Annotated in this window: 14 protein-coding genes; 7 read left to right on the top strand and 7 right to left on the bottom strand. The window is 61.9% G+C overall.

Annotated elements, in window-relative coordinates; genetic code table 11:
* Positions 1-139 precede the first annotated feature (139 nt).
* Positions 140-301, top strand: a complete 162-nt coding sequence (locus ACI7M0_RS09245; protein ID WP_003251307.1) for a hypothetical protein — start codon at positions 140-142, stop codon at positions 299-301.
* A 217-nt stretch (positions 302-518) separates the two neighbouring features.
* On the opposite strand, the gene ACI7M0_RS09240 is transcribed toward ACI7M0_RS09245, so the two are convergent.
* On the bottom strand, positions 519-2,201 hold the full coding sequence (locus ACI7M0_RS09240; RefSeq protein ID WP_104961282.1) for an AMP-binding protein: 1,683 nt from the start codon (positions 2,199-2,201) through the stop codon (positions 519-521).
* A gap of 320 nt (positions 2,202-2,521) precedes the next feature.
* Here ACI7M0_RS09240 and ACI7M0_RS09235 point away from each other — a divergent pair, with 320 nt between their 5' ends.
* The 4 genes from ACI7M0_RS09235 to ACI7M0_RS09220 are packed head-to-tail and all read left to right on the top strand — an operon-like array spanning position 2,522 to position 8,079.
* Entirely contained in the window at positions 2,522-3,685 is a 1,164-nt protein-coding gene (locus tag ACI7M0_RS09235) for an isovaleryl-CoA dehydrogenase (protein ID WP_129932004.1), read from the top strand.
* Positions 3,686-3,703: 18 nt separating this feature from the next.
* Positions 3,704-5,311 (top strand): carboxyl transferase domain-containing protein, encoded by a 1,608-nt coding sequence (locus ACI7M0_RS09230; RefSeq protein ID WP_129932005.1) that lies wholly within the window; start codon positions 3,704-3,706, stop codon positions 5,309-5,311.
* Between the two features lie 3 nt (positions 5,312-5,314).
* Complete coding sequence (locus ACI7M0_RS09225) at positions 5,315-6,130, top strand: gamma-carboxygeranoyl-CoA hydratase (RefSeq protein WP_003251320.1); 816 nt, start codon at positions 5,315-5,317, stop codon at positions 6,128-6,130.
* The gene (locus ACI7M0_RS09220) at positions 6,127-8,079 is read left to right on the top strand and encodes an acetyl/propionyl/methylcrotonyl-CoA carboxylase subunit alpha (protein ID WP_129932006.1); all 1,953 of its coding nucleotides are present in this window, start codon (positions 6,127-6,129) and stop codon (positions 8,077-8,079) included. The genes ACI7M0_RS09225 and ACI7M0_RS09220 overlap by 4 nt, the downstream gene beginning before the upstream one ends.
* 794 nt (positions 8,080-8,873) lie before the next feature.
* Here the strand turns inward: ACI7M0_RS09220 and ACI7M0_RS09215 are convergent.
* From ACI7M0_RS09215 to ACI7M0_RS09205, 3 genes are all read right to left on the bottom strand, one after another.
* A complete protein-coding gene (locus ACI7M0_RS09215; RefSeq protein ID WP_165367000.1) occupies positions 8,874-9,737 on the bottom strand; it encodes an IS3 family transposase in 864 nt (287 codons plus the stop codon).
* Entirely contained in the window at positions 9,734-10,027 is a 294-nt protein-coding gene (locus tag ACI7M0_RS09210) for an IS3 family transposase (protein WP_023661668.1), read from the bottom strand. The genes ACI7M0_RS09215 and ACI7M0_RS09210 overlap by 4 nt, the downstream gene beginning before the upstream one ends.
* 210 nt (positions 10,028-10,237) lie before the next feature.
* Positions 10,238-10,942, bottom strand: coding sequence for a LexA family transcriptional regulator (locus tag ACI7M0_RS09205; RefSeq protein WP_010954860.1), 705 nt, complete (start codon positions 10,940-10,942; stop codon positions 10,238-10,240).
* Between the two features lie 87 nt (positions 10,943-11,029).
* Between ACI7M0_RS09205 and ACI7M0_RS09200 the strand changes: the two genes are divergently transcribed.
* Both ACI7M0_RS09200 and ACI7M0_RS09195 read left to right on the top strand, forming a co-directional pair.
* Positions 11,030-11,329, top strand: coding sequence for a DUF6124 family protein (locus ACI7M0_RS09200; protein WP_010954861.1), 300 nt, complete (start codon positions 11,030-11,032; stop codon positions 11,327-11,329).
* A 448-nt stretch (positions 11,330-11,777) separates the two neighbouring features.
* A complete protein-coding gene (locus tag ACI7M0_RS09195) occupies positions 11,778-12,293 on the top strand; it encodes a DUF4880 domain-containing protein (RefSeq protein ID WP_129933777.1) in 516 nt (171 codons plus the stop codon).
* Between the two features lie 120 nt (positions 12,294-12,413).
* Here the strand turns inward: ACI7M0_RS09195 and tssM are convergent, their stop codons facing one another.
* The 3 genes from tssM to vasI are packed head-to-tail and all read right to left on the bottom strand — an operon-like array spanning position 12,414 to position 18,123.
* Complete coding sequence (tssM, locus tag ACI7M0_RS09190) at positions 12,414-16,040, bottom strand: type VI secretion system membrane subunit TssM (protein ID WP_129933776.1); 3,627 nt, start codon at positions 16,038-16,040, stop codon at positions 12,414-12,416.
* Positions 16,037-17,503, bottom strand: coding sequence for a type VI secretion system protein TssA (gene tssA / locus ACI7M0_RS09185; protein ID WP_129933775.1), 1,467 nt, complete (start codon positions 17,501-17,503; stop codon positions 16,037-16,039). Before tssA ends, tssM begins: the two co-directional genes overlap by 4 nt.
* Positions 17,491-18,123: a type VI secretion system-associated protein VasI gene (gene vasI / locus ACI7M0_RS09180; protein WP_177413619.1), complete on the bottom strand. Its 633-nt coding sequence runs from the start codon at positions 18,121-18,123 to the stop codon at positions 17,491-17,493. Before vasI ends, tssA begins: the two co-directional genes overlap by 13 nt.
* Positions 18,124-18,335: the final 212 nt, after the last annotated feature.

The following is an 18,335-nucleotide window of genomic DNA, read 5'->3' as shown; positions in this document are numbered from 1 at the left end:
CGACCTTGCTCCCTCAGGCTGGTGGCGGTAAGGGTTCAGAGCCGGGCACAGGCGGGGGGTTCAAAATAATTGAGCGAACGGCAGCTGCCAGCGGTCAGAGCCTACAGCACCTCTTCACCCACCCACGCGAGGTCAGGCCATGAACATTCCCATTCCACCGGAGACACCCGATCCCAACATCGACGACCCGAGCTTGCCGCCACCCGTACCGGAAGAAGACCCGGACGAGCTGCCGATCAAGCCGACCGTGCCGCCGACGGTAGGTGACCCGCCGAGCCAGGAGCCACCGGTGAAGGCTTAAGGGTAGACCACGGCACCAGCGTGAACAGCTGATCTCCGCTGCTTCATTGAAAGGTTGAGGATGACCGGGTGCTTGGCAAGGTGAAGATCTTGCATTGATCGGGCCGGCCTCTTCGCGGGTAAACCCGCTCCTACCAGGGACCGTGCCGGCCTTGAATGCGGCGCTGCCCCTGTGTAGGAGCGGGTTTACCCGCGAAGAGGCCGGCCGCGCCAGCACATCAACCCGCAGATGCAGCTGCAATCTCCGCCACACTGATCTCACGCATCCGGAACTTTTGCACCTTCCCGGTCACCGTCATCGGGAAATCGTCGACAAAGCGGATATACCGCGGCACCTTGAAGTGGGCAATGCGTGCCTTGCACCAGCCCTGCAGCTCCTCGACCGTGGCGCTGTGCCCCGGGTGCAGCTTGATCCAGGCGACGATCTCTTCGCCATAGCGGCTGCACGGAATGCCGATCACCTGCGCATCGGCCACCGCCGGGTGGGTGTAGAAAAACTCTTCCAGCTCACGCGGGTAAATGTTCTCGCCGCCGCGAATGATCATGTCCTTGTTGCGCCCGACGATGCGCACATAGCCCTGCTCGTCCATCACCGCCAGGTCACCCGAATGCATCCAGCCGGCCGGGTCGATGGCATCCGCCGTGGCCTGGGGGTTGTCCCAGTAGCCAAGCATCACGCTGTAGCCGCGGGTGCACAGTTCGCCAATCTCTCCGCGAGGGACGATGCAGCCATCGGCGTCCACCAGCTTGTTCTCCAGCTGCGGCTGGGTGCGGCCGACGGTGGTCACGCGCAGCTCCAGATCGTCGTCCGGGCCGGTCTGCAGCGACACGGGGCTGGTTTCGGTCATGCCGTAGGCGATCTGCACTTCTGCCATGTGCATCTGGTCGATGACCCGGCGCATCACCTCGATCGGGCAGGTAGCGCCGGCCATGATGCCGCTGCGCAGGGTCGACAGGTCCATGTGGGCACGGGACGGGTGGTCGAGCATGGCGATGAACATGGTCGGTACGCCATAGAGGATGGTGGCGCGCTCCTCGGCCACGGCGCGCAAGGTAAGTTCGGCGTCGAAAGCATCGTTGGGGTAGATCATGGTGCTGCCGTGGGTGATGCAGCCGAGGTTGGCCATGACCATGCCGAAGCAATGGTACAGCGGCACCGGGATCACCATACGGTCGCGGGCCGTCAGGCCAAGGCTTTCACCCACCATGAAACCGTTGTTGAGGATGTTGTAGTGACTGAGCGTGGCACCTTTGGGCGCACCGGTGGTTCCGGAGGTGTACTGGATGTTTACCGGCTGGTCGAACTGCAGGCTTTGCTGACGGGCTGTGCAGGCTTCGGCAGACGTCTGCCCTGCCCGCTCGGCCAATGCGTGCCAGGGCAGGAAGCCGGCAGGCGGGTTGGCGGCCAGGCTGATGACGCCACGCAACTCGGGCAGGCATTCACTGGCCAGCTCACCAGGCGCGGCACTGGCCAGTTCAGGCACCAGCTCCTGCACCATGGCGTGGTAATCAGACGTTTTGAAGGCTTCAGCGCAGACCAGCCAGCGGCAGCCGGACTGGCGCAACACGTATTCCAGTTCGCCCACACGGTAGGCCGGGTTGATGTTGACCAGAATGGCACCGACCTTGGCACTGGCCAGCTGCAAGATGCACCACTGGGCGCAGTTGGGCGACCAGATGCCAACACGGTCGCCGGTGTTCACGCCCAGTGCGATAAGGGCGCGGGCGTATATTTCGACCTGTTCGGCCAACTGCCGCCAGCTGTAACGCAGGCCCTGGTGGCGGGACACCAGGGCCTCGCTGTCGGAACAGCGGGCCACGGTGGCATCGAAGGCCTGGCCGATGGTCTGGGTCAGCAAGGGTCGGTCCTGGCGACCGCGGGTATAGCTCGGTTGACTCATGGGTGTCCCTTCTTGTGGTTGTTTTGGGCACGGCTGAAGCAAGCGGGAATACTCTGGCGCAGATTTACGTTTACGTAAAGGTGACGAGTGGATTGACAGTGACCTCATGCAGGTTTACGTTAACGTAAAGGTGATGAACGACACCCACTTGAGGCGTCACGCCACCCCCTGTGGGAGCGGGCTTGCCCGCGAATGCGACCGATCAGGTAATGACGGTGACCCTGCTGACGTATTCGCGGGCATGCCCACTCCCACAGGGGGCGGGGCTGGATCCCAAGCTATGGTGTAACCCAAATTCAAGAACAAGAAGGTGCCCCAGCATGCATTACCCCTCCCTGAACTTCGCCCTGGGCGAGACCATCGACATGCTCCGCGACCAGGTGCGCACCTTCGTCGCCGCCGAACTGGCCCCGCGCGCCGCGCAGATCGACCACGACAACCTGTTCCCCGCCGACATGTGGCGCAAGTTCGGTGACATGGGCCTGCTGGGCATCACCGTACCGGAAGAGTACGGCGGCGCTGGCCTGGGCTACCTGGCCCATGTGGTGTCAATGGAAGAGATCAGCCGTGGCTCCGCCTCGGTGGCGCTGTCCTACGGCGCCCATTCCAACCTGTGCGTCAACCAGATCAACCGCAACGGCACCCACGAGCAGAAGCTCAAGTACCTGCCCAAGCTGATCAGCGGCGAGCACATCGGCGCCTTGGCCATGAGCGAGCCCAATGCCGGCTCCGACGTGGTGTCGATGAAGCTGCGCGCAGAAAAACGCGGCGATCACTACGTGCTCAACGGCAGCAAAACCTGGATCACCAACGGTCCCGACGCCAATACCTACGTGATTTACGCCAAGACCGACCTGGACAAGGGTGCGCACGGCATCACCGCGTTCATCGTCGAGCGCGACTGGGAAGGCTTCAGCCGCAGCAACAAGTTCGACAAGCTGGGCATGCGCGGGTCCAACACCTGCGAGCTGTTCTTCGATGGCGTGGAAGTGCCGGCTGAGAACATTCTGGGCCAGCTCAACGGCGGCGTGCGCGTCCTGATGAGCGGCCTGGACTACGAACGTGTGGTGCTGTCCGGCGGCCCGACCGGCATCATGCAAAGCTGCATGGACCTGGTGGTGCCGTATATCCACGACCGCAAGCAATTCGGCCAGAGCATCGGCGAGTTCCAGCTGATCCAGGGCAAGATTGCCGACATGTACACCCAGCTCAATGCCAGCCGCGCCTACCTGTATGCCGTGGCTCAGGCATGCGACCGTGGCGAAACCACCCGCAAGGACGCTGCCGGCGTGATCCTGTACACCGCCGAGCGTGCCACGCAAATGGCCCTGGAAGCGATCCAGATTCTTGGCGGCAACGGCTATATCAACGAATTCCCGGCTGGCCGCCTGTTGCGCGACGCCAAGCTGTACGAAATCGGTGCCGGCACCAGTGAAATCCGCCGGATGCTGATCGGCCGCGAACTGTTCAACGAAACCCGCTGAACATAAGGGACGGCGCACATGGCTACCTTGCACACCCAGATCAACCCGCGTTCGGCAGAATTTGCCGTCAACAGCGCGGCCATGCTCGAACAGGTCCAGGCCCTGCGCGGCCTGCTCGCCCAGGTTGCCCAGGGCGGCGGGCCCAAGGCCCAGGAACGGCATACCTCGCGTGGCAAACTGCTGCCGCGCGAGCGTATCGACCGCCTGCTGGACCCAGGCTCGCCGTTCCTCGAGATCGGCCAGTTGGCCGCCCATGAGGTGTACGGCGAAGACGTGCCAGCGGCGGGCGTGATCGCCGGCATCGGCCGCGTGGAAGGCGTGGAATGCATGATCGTGGCCAACGACGCCACGGTAAAAGGCGGTTCGTACTACCCGCTGACGGTGAAGAAGCACCTGCGTGCACAAACCATCGCCCTGCAGAACCGCCTGCCGTGCATCTATCTGGTGGACTCCGGCGGCGCCAACTTGCCACGCCAGGACGAAGTGTTCCCCGACCGCGAGCATTTCGGGCGCATTTTCTTCAACCAGGCCAACATGAGCGCGCAAGGCATCCCGCAGATCGCCGTGGTGATGGGCTCGTGCACCGCTGGCGGCGCGTACGTGCCGGCCATGGCCGACGAAGCGATCATGGTGCGCCAGCAGGCGACCATCTTCCTCGCCGGCCCGCCGCTGGTGAAAGCCGCCACCGGCGAAGTGGTGAGCGCCGAAGACCTCGGCGGCGCCGATGTGCATTGCCGCACCAGCGGCGTCGCCGACCATTATGCCGACAACGACGAACACGCCCTGGCCATCGCACGACGCAGTGTGGCCAACCTCAACTGGCACAAGCTCGGCAAGCTGCAGCGGTTGGCACCAGTGGCACCGCTTTATGCGGCCGATGAGCTGTACGGCGTGGTTCCGGCCGATGCCAAGCAACCGTTCGACGTGCGCGAGGTGATCGCCCGCCTGGTCGATGGCTCGGTGTTCGATGAATTCAAGGCGCTGTTCGGCACCACTCTGGTGTGCGGCTTCGCCCACCTGCACGGCTACCCGGTGGCGATCCTGGCCAACAACGGCATCCTGTTCGCCGAAGCTGCGCAAAAAGGCGCGCACTTCATCGAACTGGCCTGCCAGCGCGGCATCCCTTTGCTGTTCCTGCAGAACATCACCGGTTTCATGGTCGGCAAGAAATACGAAGAAGGCGGCATCGCCAAGCACGGCGCCAAACTGGTCACCGCCGTGGCCTGCGCCCAGGTGCCAAAGTTCACGGTGATCATCGGCGGCAGCTTTGGCGCCGGCAACTACGGCATGTGCGGCCGCGCCTACGACCCGCGCTTCCTGTGGATGTGGCCCAACGCGCGGATTGGCGTGATGGGCGCCGAACAGGCCGCCGGGGTGCTGGCCCAGGTCAAGCGCGAGCAGAGCGAACGCAGCGGCCAGCCATTCAGCGCTGAAGACGAAGTCAGGCTCAAGCAGCCGATCCTCGACCAGTACGAACGTCAGGGCCACCCCTATTATTCCAGTGCCCGCCTGTGGGACGACGGCGTCATCGACCCGGCACAGACCCGAGACGTCCTCGGCCTGGCGTTGTCTGCCGCGCTGAACGCGCCGATCGAACCGAGCCGCTTCGGCATTTTCCGGATGTGACCCATGAGCGATTTCAGCACCCTCGAAGTGATCCGCGACCCACGCGGCTTCGCCACCCTGTGGTTAAGCCGCGAGGACAAGAACAACGCCTTCAACGCGCAGATGATCCGCGAGCTGATCGTGGCCATCGACCAGTTGGCCGAAGACGCCAGCCTGCGCTTTGTGCTGCTGCGCGGCCGTGGCCGGCACTTCAGCGCCGGTGCCGACCTGGCCTGGATGCAGCAGTCGGCACAACTGGACTTCAACACCAACCTGGATGACGCCCACGAACTGGGTGAGCTGATGTACGCCCTGCACCGCCTCAAGGCCCCGACCCTGGCCGTGGTGCAAGGCGCAGCCTTCGGCGGCGCGCTGGGCCTGATCAGCTGCTGCGACATGGCCATCGGCGCCGAAGACGCCCAACTGTGCCTGTCGGAAGTACGCATCGGCCTGGCCCCGGCGGTGATCAGCCCGTTCGTGGTCAAGGCCATTGGCGAACGCGCCGCGCGCCGCTACGCCCTCACCGCCGAGCGTTTCACTGGCGTGCGCGCCCGCGAGCTTGGCCTGTTGGCCGAGGTATACCCGGCCAGCGAACTGGACGACCACGTGGAAGCCTGGGTAAGCAATTTGCTGCAGAACAGCCCACAAGCGTTGCGCGCCACCAAGGACTTGCTGCGCGAAGTGGACGACGGCGAACTCAGCCCGGCCCTGCGCCGTTACTGCGAAAACACCATCGCCCGCATCCGCGTCAGCGCCGAAGGCCAGGAGGGCCTGCGCGCTTTCCTGGAAAAACGCCGCCCTGCCTGGCAAACCGTTGACAAGAAGGAGCCGCGCCCATGAGCCGCCCCGCTTTGACCACCCTGCTGGTCGCCAACCGCGGCGAAATCGCCTGCCGGGTGATGCGCACCGCCAAGGCCATGGGCCTGACCACTGTTGCCGTGCACAGCGCCACCGACCGTGACGCCCGGCATAGCCGCGAAGCTGACATCCGCGTGGATCTCGGTGGCACCAAGGCCGCCGAAAGCTACCTGCTGGTCGACAAGCTGCTGGCAGCAGCCAAGGCCAGCGGCGCCCAGGCTATCCACCCAGGTTATGGCTTTCTGTCCGAGAACGCAGGTTTCGCCCGCGCCATCGAGCAGGCCGGGCTGATATTCCTCGGCCCACCGGCCAGCGCCATCGACGCCATGGGCAGCAAATCGGCAGCCAAGGCACTGATGGAAGCGGCCGGCGTGCCGTTGGTGCCGGGCTACCACGGCGAGGCCCAGGACCTGGACACCTTCCGCGCTGCGGCCGAACGCATCGGCTACCCGGTGCTGCTCAAGGCCAGCGCTGGTGGCGGTGGCAAGGGCATGAAAGTGGTCGAGGAAGAAAGCCAACTGGCCGACGCCCTGGCCTCGGCCCAGCGTGAGGCACAGTCGTCGTTCGGCGATGCGCGCATGCTGGTGGAAAAGTACGTGCTCAAGCCACGCCACGTGGAGATTCAGGTGTTCGCCGACCAGCACGGCAACTGCCTGTACCTCAACGAACGCGACTGTTCCATTCAGCGCCGCCACCAGAAGGTGGTGGAAGAGGCCCCTGCCCCCGGCCTGTCGCCCGAACTGCGCCGGGCCATGGGCGAAGCGGCGGTGCGTGCCGCTCAGGCTATCGGTTACGTGGGTGCCGGCACCGTGGAGTTTCTGCTTGATGCACGTGGCGAATTCTTCTTCATGGAGATGAACACTCGCCTGCAGGTGGAACACCCGGTCACCGAGGCCATAACCGGCCTGGACCTTGTTGCCTGGCAAATTCGCGTGGCCTGCGGCGAAGCCCTGCCGATCACACAGGAACAGGTGCCGCTGATCGGCCATGCCATCGAAGTACGCCTGTATGCCGAAGACCCGGCCAACGATTTCTTACCCGCGACCGGCAAATTGGCGCTGTACCGTGAATCGGCGCCTGGCGAAGGCCGGCGGGTGGACAGCGGGGTCAGCGAAGGCGATGTGGTGTCGCCGTTCTACGACCCGATGCTGGGTAAGCTGATCGCCTGGGGCGAAGACCGCGAACAGGCACGCCTGCGCTTGCTGGCCATGCTCGACGAGTTTGCCATTGGCGGGCTGAAGACCAACATTGCCTTCCTGCGGCGCATTCTCGCCCACCCGGCATTTGCTGCGGCGGAGCTGGATACCGGCTTCATTCCGCGTCATCAGGCGGTTCTGCTGCCTGCGCCGCAAGCACTGCCGGCAGCCTTCTGGGAAGCGGCGGCAGAGGCGTGGCTGCAGGGCCAGGGGGTCCATCAGCGCGAAGACGACCGCCATTCACCTTGGGGCGGGCGTAACGGCCTGCGCTTGGGCCTACCGGCACGCAGCAGCTTGCATCTGGTGAGCGCTGGGCAAGATCAGGCAGTGGCCCTGGAACGCAGCGCTGCTTCTACCTGGCAGCTGCAAGGTGAGCAGTTGGTGCATGACCAGAACGGCGTGCGTCGCCAGCATCTGGCAATCCGTCGGGGTGGCACGCTGTACCTGCACTGGGATGGTGAAATGCATGCCATCGAAGCTTTCGACCCGATTGCCGAGGCTGAAGCCAGCCACAGCCATCAGGGTGGGATGGGTGCGCCCATGAACGGCAGTATCGTGCGGGTGCTGGTCGAACCTGGCCAGGTGGTGGAAGCCGGTACTGCGCTGGTGGTACTGGAGGCCATGAAGATGGAGCACAGCATTCGTGCGCCGCATGCCGGCACGGTGAAGGCGCTGTTCTGCCTGGAGGGGGATATGGTCAGCGAAGGGACTGTGCTGGTCGAACTGGTGGAATAACGGTGCCGGAGGGCCGCTTTGCGGCCCTAACGCAACACAAGGCCGCCCCTGCAACAGCCCGTAGGAGCGGGTTTACCCGCGAAAGGGCCGGCCCTGCTGGCCAATCTCCACCAGCCGTTCAACGCTGCCGGCGCCACCGTATTCGCGGGTAAACCCGCTCCTACGCAGATTGGTGGTTGACACACCTCGGGGGTTGGACACAGGCCGCCGTAGGAGCGGGTTTACCCGCGAAAGGGCCGGCCCTGCTGGCCAATTTCCACCCGCCGTTCACTGTTGCCGGCGCCACCGTATTCGCGGGTAAACCCGCTCCTACGCCCGATCGGGGGTGGACACACATCGGTGATTGGGCACAGGCCGCGTGTAGGAGCGGGTTCACCCGCGAAAGGGCCGGTCCTGCCGGCCAATCTCCACCAGCCGTTCACTGTTGCCGGCGCCACCGTATTCGCGGGTAAACCCGCTCCTACGCCCGATCGGGGGTGGACACACATCGGTGATTGGGCACAGGCCGCGTGTAGGAGCGGGTTCACCCGCGAAAGGGCCGGTCCTGCCGGCCAATCTCCACCAACCGTTCACGGTTGCCGCCGCTACCGTATTCGCGGGTAAACCCGCTCCTACGCCCGATCGGGGGTGGACACAGGTCGGTGGTTGGGCACGGGCCGCGTGTAGGAGCGGATTCACCCGCGAAAGGGCCGGGCCTGCTGGCCAATTTCCACCCGCCGTTCACCGTTGCCGCCGCTACCGTATTCGCGGGTAAACCTGGGCCTGTCCTGTGGCAGCGGACGCCAAGAAGCTGGTTACTGAGCCAACTGCCTTAAGCCTTTTGCGTACTCGTTCGGTGAACGGTAACCCAGCGCTGAATGCAGTCGACAGCTGTTGTAAAACCCATGGATGTAGCTGGCAATTGCCAGGTGAGCCTGTTTCTTTGTGGGGTAGACCGCGCAAGCTTCCTCTCTCTTCAATGTAGCGAAGAAACTTTCAGCTACGGCGTTATCCCAGCAGTTTCCTCTCCGACTCATGCTTTGCGCGAAGCCCTTCTTGGCCAAAGCGAGACGAAACCTGCTGCTCGCGTACTGGCGCCCTTGGTCGGAATGGAAAATCACTCCGTAGACGCCCAAACATGCGTTCCAGGCGTTCATGAAAGCGCTCTCGACCAAGTCGTCAGGCATCCTGTCCGCCAGGCTATACCCCAGCACCTGGCGGGTTTGGATGCTCAGTACCACTGCCAGATAAAGCCAGCCCTCTTTCGTAGCGATGTAAGTGATATCACTGACCCAGGCTGGGGTGGAGCTTTGAACGGAGAACTGACGACCCAATAAATTGCTCGCCACTGGCAGCGCATGGTGACTGTCGGTGGTGCACGGTCTGAAACCGCCCTTGGATCGGCCCTGTATGTGTTCTTCATGCATTAGCCGGTCAATGCGCTTGTGACCTACCGCATAGGCTTGCTGCCGTAGTGCCTCGACTAGCCGTGGTCGGCCATAGGTCTTGCGGCTAGCCGCGTAAACCTTGTGGAGATCGATGCGAATCTGTGCATCCGGATCTGGACGGCCTTGGCGATGCTGATAGTCGTAAAACCCTGAAACCGAGACACCCATTACCCGGCACAACAGACGCACCGGGAACTGAGCCCTTTCTTCAGCGACGAAGGCGTATCTCACCTGGACTCTTTGGCAAAGAATACCGCCGCCTTTTTTAGGATTTCACGCTCCAGTTTCAGCTCGGCGTTCTCGGCTCGCAATCGTGCTAACTCGCTGTCCTCTCTGGTGATTGCGCGACGGTCAGGAGAGCTCAACGGCTGGCCGTTGCGGGAAGCGTTGACCCAGTTGTCCAACGTCTTCACAGACATCTCCAGCTGGCGAGCAGCTTCCGTCCTGCCAAGCGTTTCAGCCAGCGCAACGGCCTGAATCTTGAACTCATCGGTGTAATTACGGCGAGTGGTTGGGTACATGACAACCTCCAAGATAGCGATGTAAGTATCGCTTCTTGGCGTCCGTTGTCACGGGGCAGGCCCAACCCGCTCCTACACCTGATCGGGGGTGGACACACATCGGTGATTGGGCACAGGCCGCGTGTAGGAGCGGGTTTACCCGCGAAAGGGCCGGCCCTGCTGGCCAACTTCCACCCGCCGTTCACCGTTGCCGCCGCTACTCAAACCCTTTCAAAAGGCCCCATGCACCCGCACGACCACCCCAAGAAATTCGCAACCCTCTTCGCACAACAGCGCCGGGTAGTTACTGTTCAATGCCTTCAGATAACGCTGCCCACCTTCCTCGGCCAGCTCGCGGAAAATCGCCGGCTTGCCCGGCTGACGAGCGATAACCAAACGCCCCGCCTCAGCCTCTACACCTGGGTCCACCAGCATCCGCATGCCCTGCGGCACACTGCGGCCACTGACAGCGCTCATGGCATCGTTTTCCACGGTTAGCCAGAACGCCTTGCCCTGTGCCAGGTAGTCAGTCTGCTCGAAAACAGCAGGCTCTACAGCCGTCGCAGCCTCTAACTCACTCCAACCCAGCACCGGGTAACGGAAGCAAACGATGTACCGCATGAGGTCGAGTTCATCATCGTCTGCTATCTCGTAAACACTACGCTCCTCGCCAACCTGCCCCTGGATACGCAGCTGCAGGCTGACGTTGTAATGAGGCATTCCAAGCTCGACGAACGTGCGGTTCATCGATTCGATTTTCGGCTGACGCCGCTTGTTCACCCAATGACCGACACTGCCTTGAGACACACCAACGCGCTCGGCAAGCTGCTCTTGAGTGAGCCCTAGCTCCTCCATCCGGTCACGGACGAGGGCAATCCATTTATCCATATTCATCGCTGGCACGATACGGACTGCCTTCAAGCGCTCAATAAACATTCAGTATTATTTATCGGGAAGAATAAAAATACTGTAGGTATTACCATCGACCTGACCCCTTCCCTACTGGCTCCGGCAGGTATCAGGATGAAACTACCGAAAAACGACGAAACAGATCTCGACAGCGAAGCAGCCCGCCGCGCGCTCGACTATTACCTCAACCCCAACCCACCGCGGCCCACCCTGGACAACAGGATCTGGACCCTGCACGAAGGCGTAACCGGCGAACAGGCCAAGGAACACGCCATCGCCCTACTGCGCTGCGCTGCGGCCACCGCCCAGGAAACCGCCACCCACCAGCACGGCAGCCAGCGCGAACTGACGTTCGCGTTGATGCACATGATGGACATGGCTCGCGCACTGCTGGAGCACAAACACACCGAGTGACCGGGTTTATAGACAAGAAAGGAGGGAGAGAACGTGATGGCCGCGTAACGGCAAAAGCCCCGATTGCCGGGACAAGGAAGCGCGCCGGTAAAACTTTTTTACCGGATTAGCGAAAATTCATTTGACTGCCAAATGATAACGATTATTATTGCACTCAGCTGATCGCGAGATCCGCTGGATAACCTGAAAGCTTAGGTCGCTCTCAGATTATCTCCTCATCAGGCTAATCACGGTTTTTGACCCGGCTTTTTTGCCGGGTCTTTTTTTTGGCTCTTCAGGCTAATGAAGATCGTGATGGCGCGCATGATAGCAAAGGTGTTTCAGGGCGTGAACGCTCGTTACAAAACTTTGCGGAATCAGCACTTGAGAATCAATCTCGTTTCTACTACGCTGTTTCCGCATCAAGGAAGATGCCCCCTCCTCCCCTTTATAGAGCAAGGAGCTGTCCATGACCCGTCTGCTACTGCCCCTTGAGCACCCCACTCCTGCTACCGAGCATGATGCCGACGATGCCCTGCTGCATGCACTGAGGCGGCTACCACGGCGCGTACAGCAAGTATTCCTGCTCAACCGCCTCGATCAGCTGGACTTCGCCAGCATTGCTGTGCGCCTTGACCTGCCACTGGCGAGTATCGAGCGCAACATGGGCCAGGCGCTGCAAGCTGGCCGCTCGCGCCGGGATGTGCTGGCGAGCGTGGCCGGGCAATGGTATGTGCGCTTGCAGAGCCCGCAGGTGACGGCGTGCGAGCGTATCGACTTCCGCCGCTGGCTGGATGCCGATACGGCGAACTTGCAGGCGTTTCACGATACGGAACTGCGGTGGCGCAGCCTGCTGGCGCCGGCACGGCAATTGGGCCATGACGGCTGGTATCGGCAAGGCCGGGCGGCGCTGTCGCTGGGTGGCTGCTCGGTTGCGGTCGGGCTGGGTGTGGCGGCGTTGGTGCTGGTTGGGTTCTGGGCTTGATCAGCGCTTCAACATGCCTGTAAGTCCCTGCCCGAGCGCATGCCCGACTTCAGTTGCTCGATAGCCTGGGTACAGTAATGCCGCGCCTGGACTCGCGCTTCGTTTTGCACCACCTCCTGCTTACATGACAGGCACATCCGCCTGTTCGACCAACACCACCCTGGCTGGCTGTTGCAACAACCCTCGGGGCAACCGAAAACCTTTGAACGGTTGTTGAGTAATTGGGTTGAAAGCCTTTTCCGCGTTCAGCCGGTAGCGCATCACACCATCACCCGTCCTGAAGCTCAGGTCCACGCTGGTTGCCGTACGTCCATTGAGCGAACCGCGGCTCAGCAGGCGGAACATCGACCAAGGCCCTCGATACTCCAGGCTGCTGCTATTGCCGTTCTGCCTGAGCAGGGTCAGGTTGCTGCGCACGTGTTGCCCCAAGGTATTGGGCCAGACAATGCCGGTGATCTGGCTTGGGCCGTGGGTGTAGGAAATCAGCTGGCCATCCAGATCCAGCAGGCTGGTGCGTTGATTTGCACTGAGCCCCAATGGCTCGATGCTGAACTGCACGCTGAGGTTACCGCGCTGATCAAAGAACGTTTCGCGGATGCGATCAGCCAGTTTCAGCTGCTCGATCACATCAGTACGGATCAGGGAACGCCCCTGCAGACCAGCCTGCAAGGCCTCCAGATTGTCCTTGAGGAAGAGCTTCAGGTATTGATCCTGGAACTGCTGCAGTCGCCCATTCGGTCCAAAGAACGCTTCAAAGTCTTCCAGCGAAGCGTCGGGTGCCCTGACGACGAATGGGTAGCGCTCGGCCAGGCGCTGCTGGAAGAAGCTGTAGACTTCAGCATCCCACCGTCGCTCCAGCTCGCGCAGCGCTTCAACGTTCAGCACTTGCGCCGTTTGCTCTGCCACCTTTCTGACGTGATGATTGATTGGCTCCGGCAAGCCAGTGGCGACGCGTTGCAAGGTGCCGATGGGGTCGTGCCCGGTCATTGAAAAGCGCTGATGCACCGCGTGCAGCGCGGCCTTGCCCCGGTGTGGGCTACCCTGTACCGCCTTGGCATAGTCGTGGACGGCGGTTATGGCTGCGTGGGTTTCATCGTAATAGCTCGGTTTTTCGCCTGCAGCGTGCAACATGGCGTTCAAGCCTGCAAACGCCCGCTGGATGGCCAGCGCCTGTTGTTGCTCGGGCTTGCCGTTGACCGAAACAAGAGAGGGGGCCTCATCCGCCACGCCAACATTCATTGGTGATAACAGCGAACTGTTGTCGCGAACCGTCTCCAGCAATCGGTGCAACGGCGCCGCTGGCCCGGCCAACTGTTCAAGGATCGTGATGCCATGATCCAGGTCTCGAAAATCCGCCACGGAGAATGCGTTCAAGGCGCGGCGCCAGCTGTCGATGTAGTCGGCGCTGTACAGGTTGCGCAGGCGCTCGTTCAGCGCAGCCTGGTCGGCATCGGAGTAGTCCAGTTGAGCACGTTCCCCCAGTGCCCACTGGTCGATCATTGCCATTTCCGTAAAGCGCTGACTACGCGGTTCAAAATACTCCTTGAAGCCTTTGGCGGTGAGTATGGGCGCCAGCAAAACACCATTGTCGCCCTGGCTCGAGCCGGAAGACAGCTGGTAAACGACATCGAACGCAGGCCCCACCTGATGACGCAGGTCCAGACCGGTATGCAACTGCTCCTGGGCCTGCTGCTTCAGGCCTGCATACACGCGTTGTGGCAACGGCACCTTGCGTAAGGTCTGCTGCACGTCGCTGACACGCTGGCGATACTGCGGCAGGTCGGTATCCGCGTAGGCCAGGGCATACTTCAGGTGCCGCATGAGGTCACGTTGCAGCTGCCCCTGGCCGGGGAAGGCCTGTTGCCACTGTCGCGCCATCCAGTCTTCGACCCATTCCGCTCGGCGGTTCCGGCGATCCTCGATCATCCGGTAAACCCGGAGCGCGGCCATTTGCTGCTCGCTGCCGGGGGGCGCCGCATCCATGGCATCGATCACGCCGCTGGCCAACGCAGGCAAGAAACGCCTGGACAACAAACTGAGGTACGCCTCATCCACGGTCGGCCCGATGGCGCGGCCCTGATACAGCCCCAGATCAGCAACGCCCGGCCACGCAGCGCGGTAGTCGCCAAACACTGCTACCGCATCGCGGATCTGGTCCAGCGGCTCCAGCAAGTTGCGCCCGGTCGGGTCCAGACGCTGATCCACTTCGTGATGGCTGTACTCCCGGCTCTTGGCCAGCACGCTGGCGGCCTTGATGCCATTGATGTCGAAGTAACGATGCCAGCTGGCAATAGCGACACAGAAGGCCAGGACGCCTACAGAAGCACCCACCCACAGCAATTGTCGCTTGCGCCGTGCCACCCTGACGTTGTCGCCGGCAAGGCCGGCCTCCTTGTAGATGACCCGCCCAAAGGCCTGTTGAATGAAGTAGGCCAACGCCTTGCCCTGCGCCTTGCCCTCCAGCAAGGGGAGGCTGGTCTTGTAAGGCTGCGCCGCCTCACGGACAAAGGCGTTGCGCACGTCACCGTGCTGTACGACTGACGACCAATACACACCGCGCACCAGCGCCGGGGTGGTGAAACGGTCACTTGCCAAGGTCTCGCGCAGAAAACTCAACAGCATTGGACGCAACCCGAGCAACTGCCTATGCAGTGAGTAGAGACGTGAACGCAACGCAGGGCTACCCTGCACGTCCAGATGATCGATCACCTGCTCGAACAGCTGCTCCAGCAACCGATCGTAGTGTTCGCCATACTCGCCCAGCCAAGCGTCGAAGGTGTCGACAGCATCCAGCTTGAACGTGAATCCAAACAGGCTGTTGCGCTTGGCGGCCGAAAGCTTGCTGTAGAATTGGTCGAAGCCGTCCAGCAGATCGAATTTGCTCAACACGACATACAGCGGCAAGCGCGAGCCCAACTGGCTGCTCGCCTCGTAAAGACGTGTGCGCAGCAGGTGGGCAAGTGCCGTGCGTTGCTCGACGGTACCGTGCAGCAGCGCGGGCAGGTCGACAACCAGCACCAGGCCGTTGAGGGCTCTCTGGCTTCGATTGCGCTGCAGCCAATCCAACAGATGCTGCCACAGTTTGGCTTGGGTTCCAGACGGTACCGAAGACTCAACGTCAGTGGAGTCACTGCCCAGCGAATCTGCGGGGCCGTTCTGGCTGATAAAGGCACCGGGCGGGTCGATGATCACCGCATCATTGCTGATCCACCACCCCACGGGGTAGGCGAGCGCCTGCGCTGGCCGTCCCCGTGCCTGCGCCTTGTCGATGCGGGTCAACGAGAAACTTTGATCGGTGCAGTCAATAAAGCTGCTCTTGCCGGCCTGCCTGGCGCCCAGCACGAGGTACCACGGCAATCGGTACAGCGCGCGACGCCCACCGGCATTGTCCAGGTAGCGTGCGAGCCCTTGGCTCAACGCCTTCTCTTGTGCATGAACGAACGGTTGCGCCGGATCCACCTCGGCAGCCATCGCCTGCTGACGTTCTGCTTGCAAGCGGCGAAAGCGCGTTCTCAAGACAACCAGCCAGCACAACAGCGCCACCAACACGAACACCAGGCTGGCCATACTACGATGCGCCACACTGGCCAACGGCTGCTGATCGCGCCACGTCCATTGCGGGCCGAGCCACCAGATGGCGACCAGCATCAGCACAGCGCCAAGCCCAAGTAGCAGCGGCATTGCCAGACCGATACGGGTCATCAGCGGCCAGCCCCAACGTTTGAGGTACTTCCAGAGTTGATTCATCGAGGCTCCTGCTCCTTGTTCCGATCGGCCAGCACGTGGGAGGACGCGTATTGTTGAAGCCGCTGGAATACCTCGGGCTCCCAGTCGCTGGCGGTGGTTTGCTGCATCGTGCGCGCTACCCCGGCGCACAGGTCCTGGGCTAACCAGGACACGCCTCGTGCGGCCAACAGGTCCGCTGCGATGAGGGTGGTATGGCAGCGCTCGCGAGGGGCTCGAAAATCTGCCTGCATCCCCTGCAGCCTTAGCAACACCGGTTCTACGCCGCCGCTTTCCAGCTGGCTGACCAGTTCTTCGCGAAGGCTGGTGAACTCTTGGGAAGCTCCGGCTTGCTCGGATTGCCCGTCTGCCCCTTTGAGCCAGACCAGGCATTGGTCGTCGACAAACACCCGACCGTCGCTGAAGCACAGCTGCTGCAGCGCTGGCATGCGCAGCACGAAACGAGCGGTCGCCGCACGGATGGCCTCAGCCACTTCGCCCATCGCCAGCCGCGACGCGGCGGTTGCGGCAAGGAAGCTGCCGCGAATCCAGAAGGGCGAAGCCGACACACTTTTTTCAACCCGCTGGAGCAACGCCGCGTCGATTACGGTACCGGCGATGGCCTCCTCGTAGTCGCTGGCAATATCCCGCGGCACTGCCATCAACTCTGTACGGTTGCCCTGCCGGGTTTGCGGTGCGGCCTGAATGTGGGCCCACAGACCGAAGCGACGCAGTTGGTAGCCGGTCGGGTCGTAAGGGTCCTGCTGGTTGATCAGCTCGGCCATGCTCAGGATGGCTCGGCGCGTCTCGCGCTCGTTACCGATCGACATGCAGGGTTTCGGCGTGGCGATGACATCCACCAGCGGCGCAGGTTGGGGGCTCTCCACCGGGTTCTTGGGCGCATCGCACTCGCCAATACCGTTGGCAAGCGCCGTGTGTTTGCGCAACAGGCGCTCCAGCTCACCCAGAACAGCCGGGTCAAGCTGGGCGGCTTCCTGCTGACGTAGCAAACGGGCCAATGCACCCTTCGCCGCTGCGGCGTGAGCCGGGGTGTAAGTGAAACGATCAAGGCGCGGCAGCGCATCGATCAAGCGATTGAGCACCAGGCCAACGACCTTGCGCTTGGTCAGGAAGCCCTTCGGGCCAGGCGCTGGATGAGCGGTTTCCCAATAGCCTTCGATCATTCCGCCCAGCAACGCCAAGGTGAACCCCCAGCGCTCCCAACAACCACTGCGCAGCCACGCAACGCTCAAGTGCGCGACGATCCGCAGATGCTTGCACTGTCGCTCCAGGTACTGACCAGAGGCCTCCTCGATGTAGTCCCAGTCGATAGACGCTTCCTGCAGCCCACCCAGCTTGACCATCTCCTGGTCAATGGCCTGGTAGGTTTCGTCTTCCCCATCGAACAGCCCCGCCGGTACCTGGGCATCGATGGGTGCGAGCAACCGTGTGATTTCTTGCGCCTCGACCTCAGCTACCAGCGACATGTCTTGCGAGCCTCGTCGATAAGCGGGTCCAGCCCCTGAGCGTCAAAAACGAGTCCATCAACGGCAGGGTTGTCGCTCTCTACGTGAATGCGATGGGCCCCGAACAATTGCTTGATCTGCTCTATACCCGGCAAGCCTCTGCCGGCGTCGAGCACTTGGCCGTTTTCCATCACTTGCCACGGTGTGGGTACAGTAGCGCCCCGCTCCCCTCTCAACCGCACCTGCACTCGGCTGGCATCGACGGGTTGGGCGGTGACCAGTTGCAACCTCGAGATGTTCTGCACGCAGCTGATGATCAGGTAGGGGTGCGGTGCAACTGAAGCAATCGCAGGTGCAGAGATCAGGAGCCCGCCTTCTTCAGACCTGAGGCGAAACATCAAGTCCTCGGGCGCCCGCCCCGTCTCATGGATCAATACGCGACGCAACGTGGGCGCTTCCAGTTCCTGCGCTGACCACTGTCGGTGCGGCGTGAATCCCGGCGTACCCGCCGCCTGATCGAAACACGCCAGGCGTTCGATATTGGACACGATCCGTGGGCAGTCCTGCGATGCACGGGTCAAGGCAGGCATTAACAAGAACAGGAATGAAAGTCCGACGTTACCTGCATAACGAATAATCATCTCACCTTAACTCTCCCACTCAATCGTACACATGCCCGTGAATTAACCCAGCCATCCCAACAGCGGAAAAGAGGCTAGTACATAAACTCAATTCTATTCAAGAATTTATTTTGTTACATATTTGAACTCGACGCTCGACGATTATCCAGCGCATGGTTTTTACGCAACGAACAACTCAAATCTCAGAAATCATGTTTATTAAACGTTTAACG

It is taken from the genome of Pseudomonas sp. 10(2024), from assembly GCF_045164175.1.
GTDB classification, from domain to species: domain Bacteria; phylum Pseudomonadota; class Gammaproteobacteria; order Pseudomonadales; family Pseudomonadaceae; genus Aquipseudomonas; species Aquipseudomonas alloputida.
This window is presented reverse-complemented; position numbering and strand designations above follow the sequence as displayed.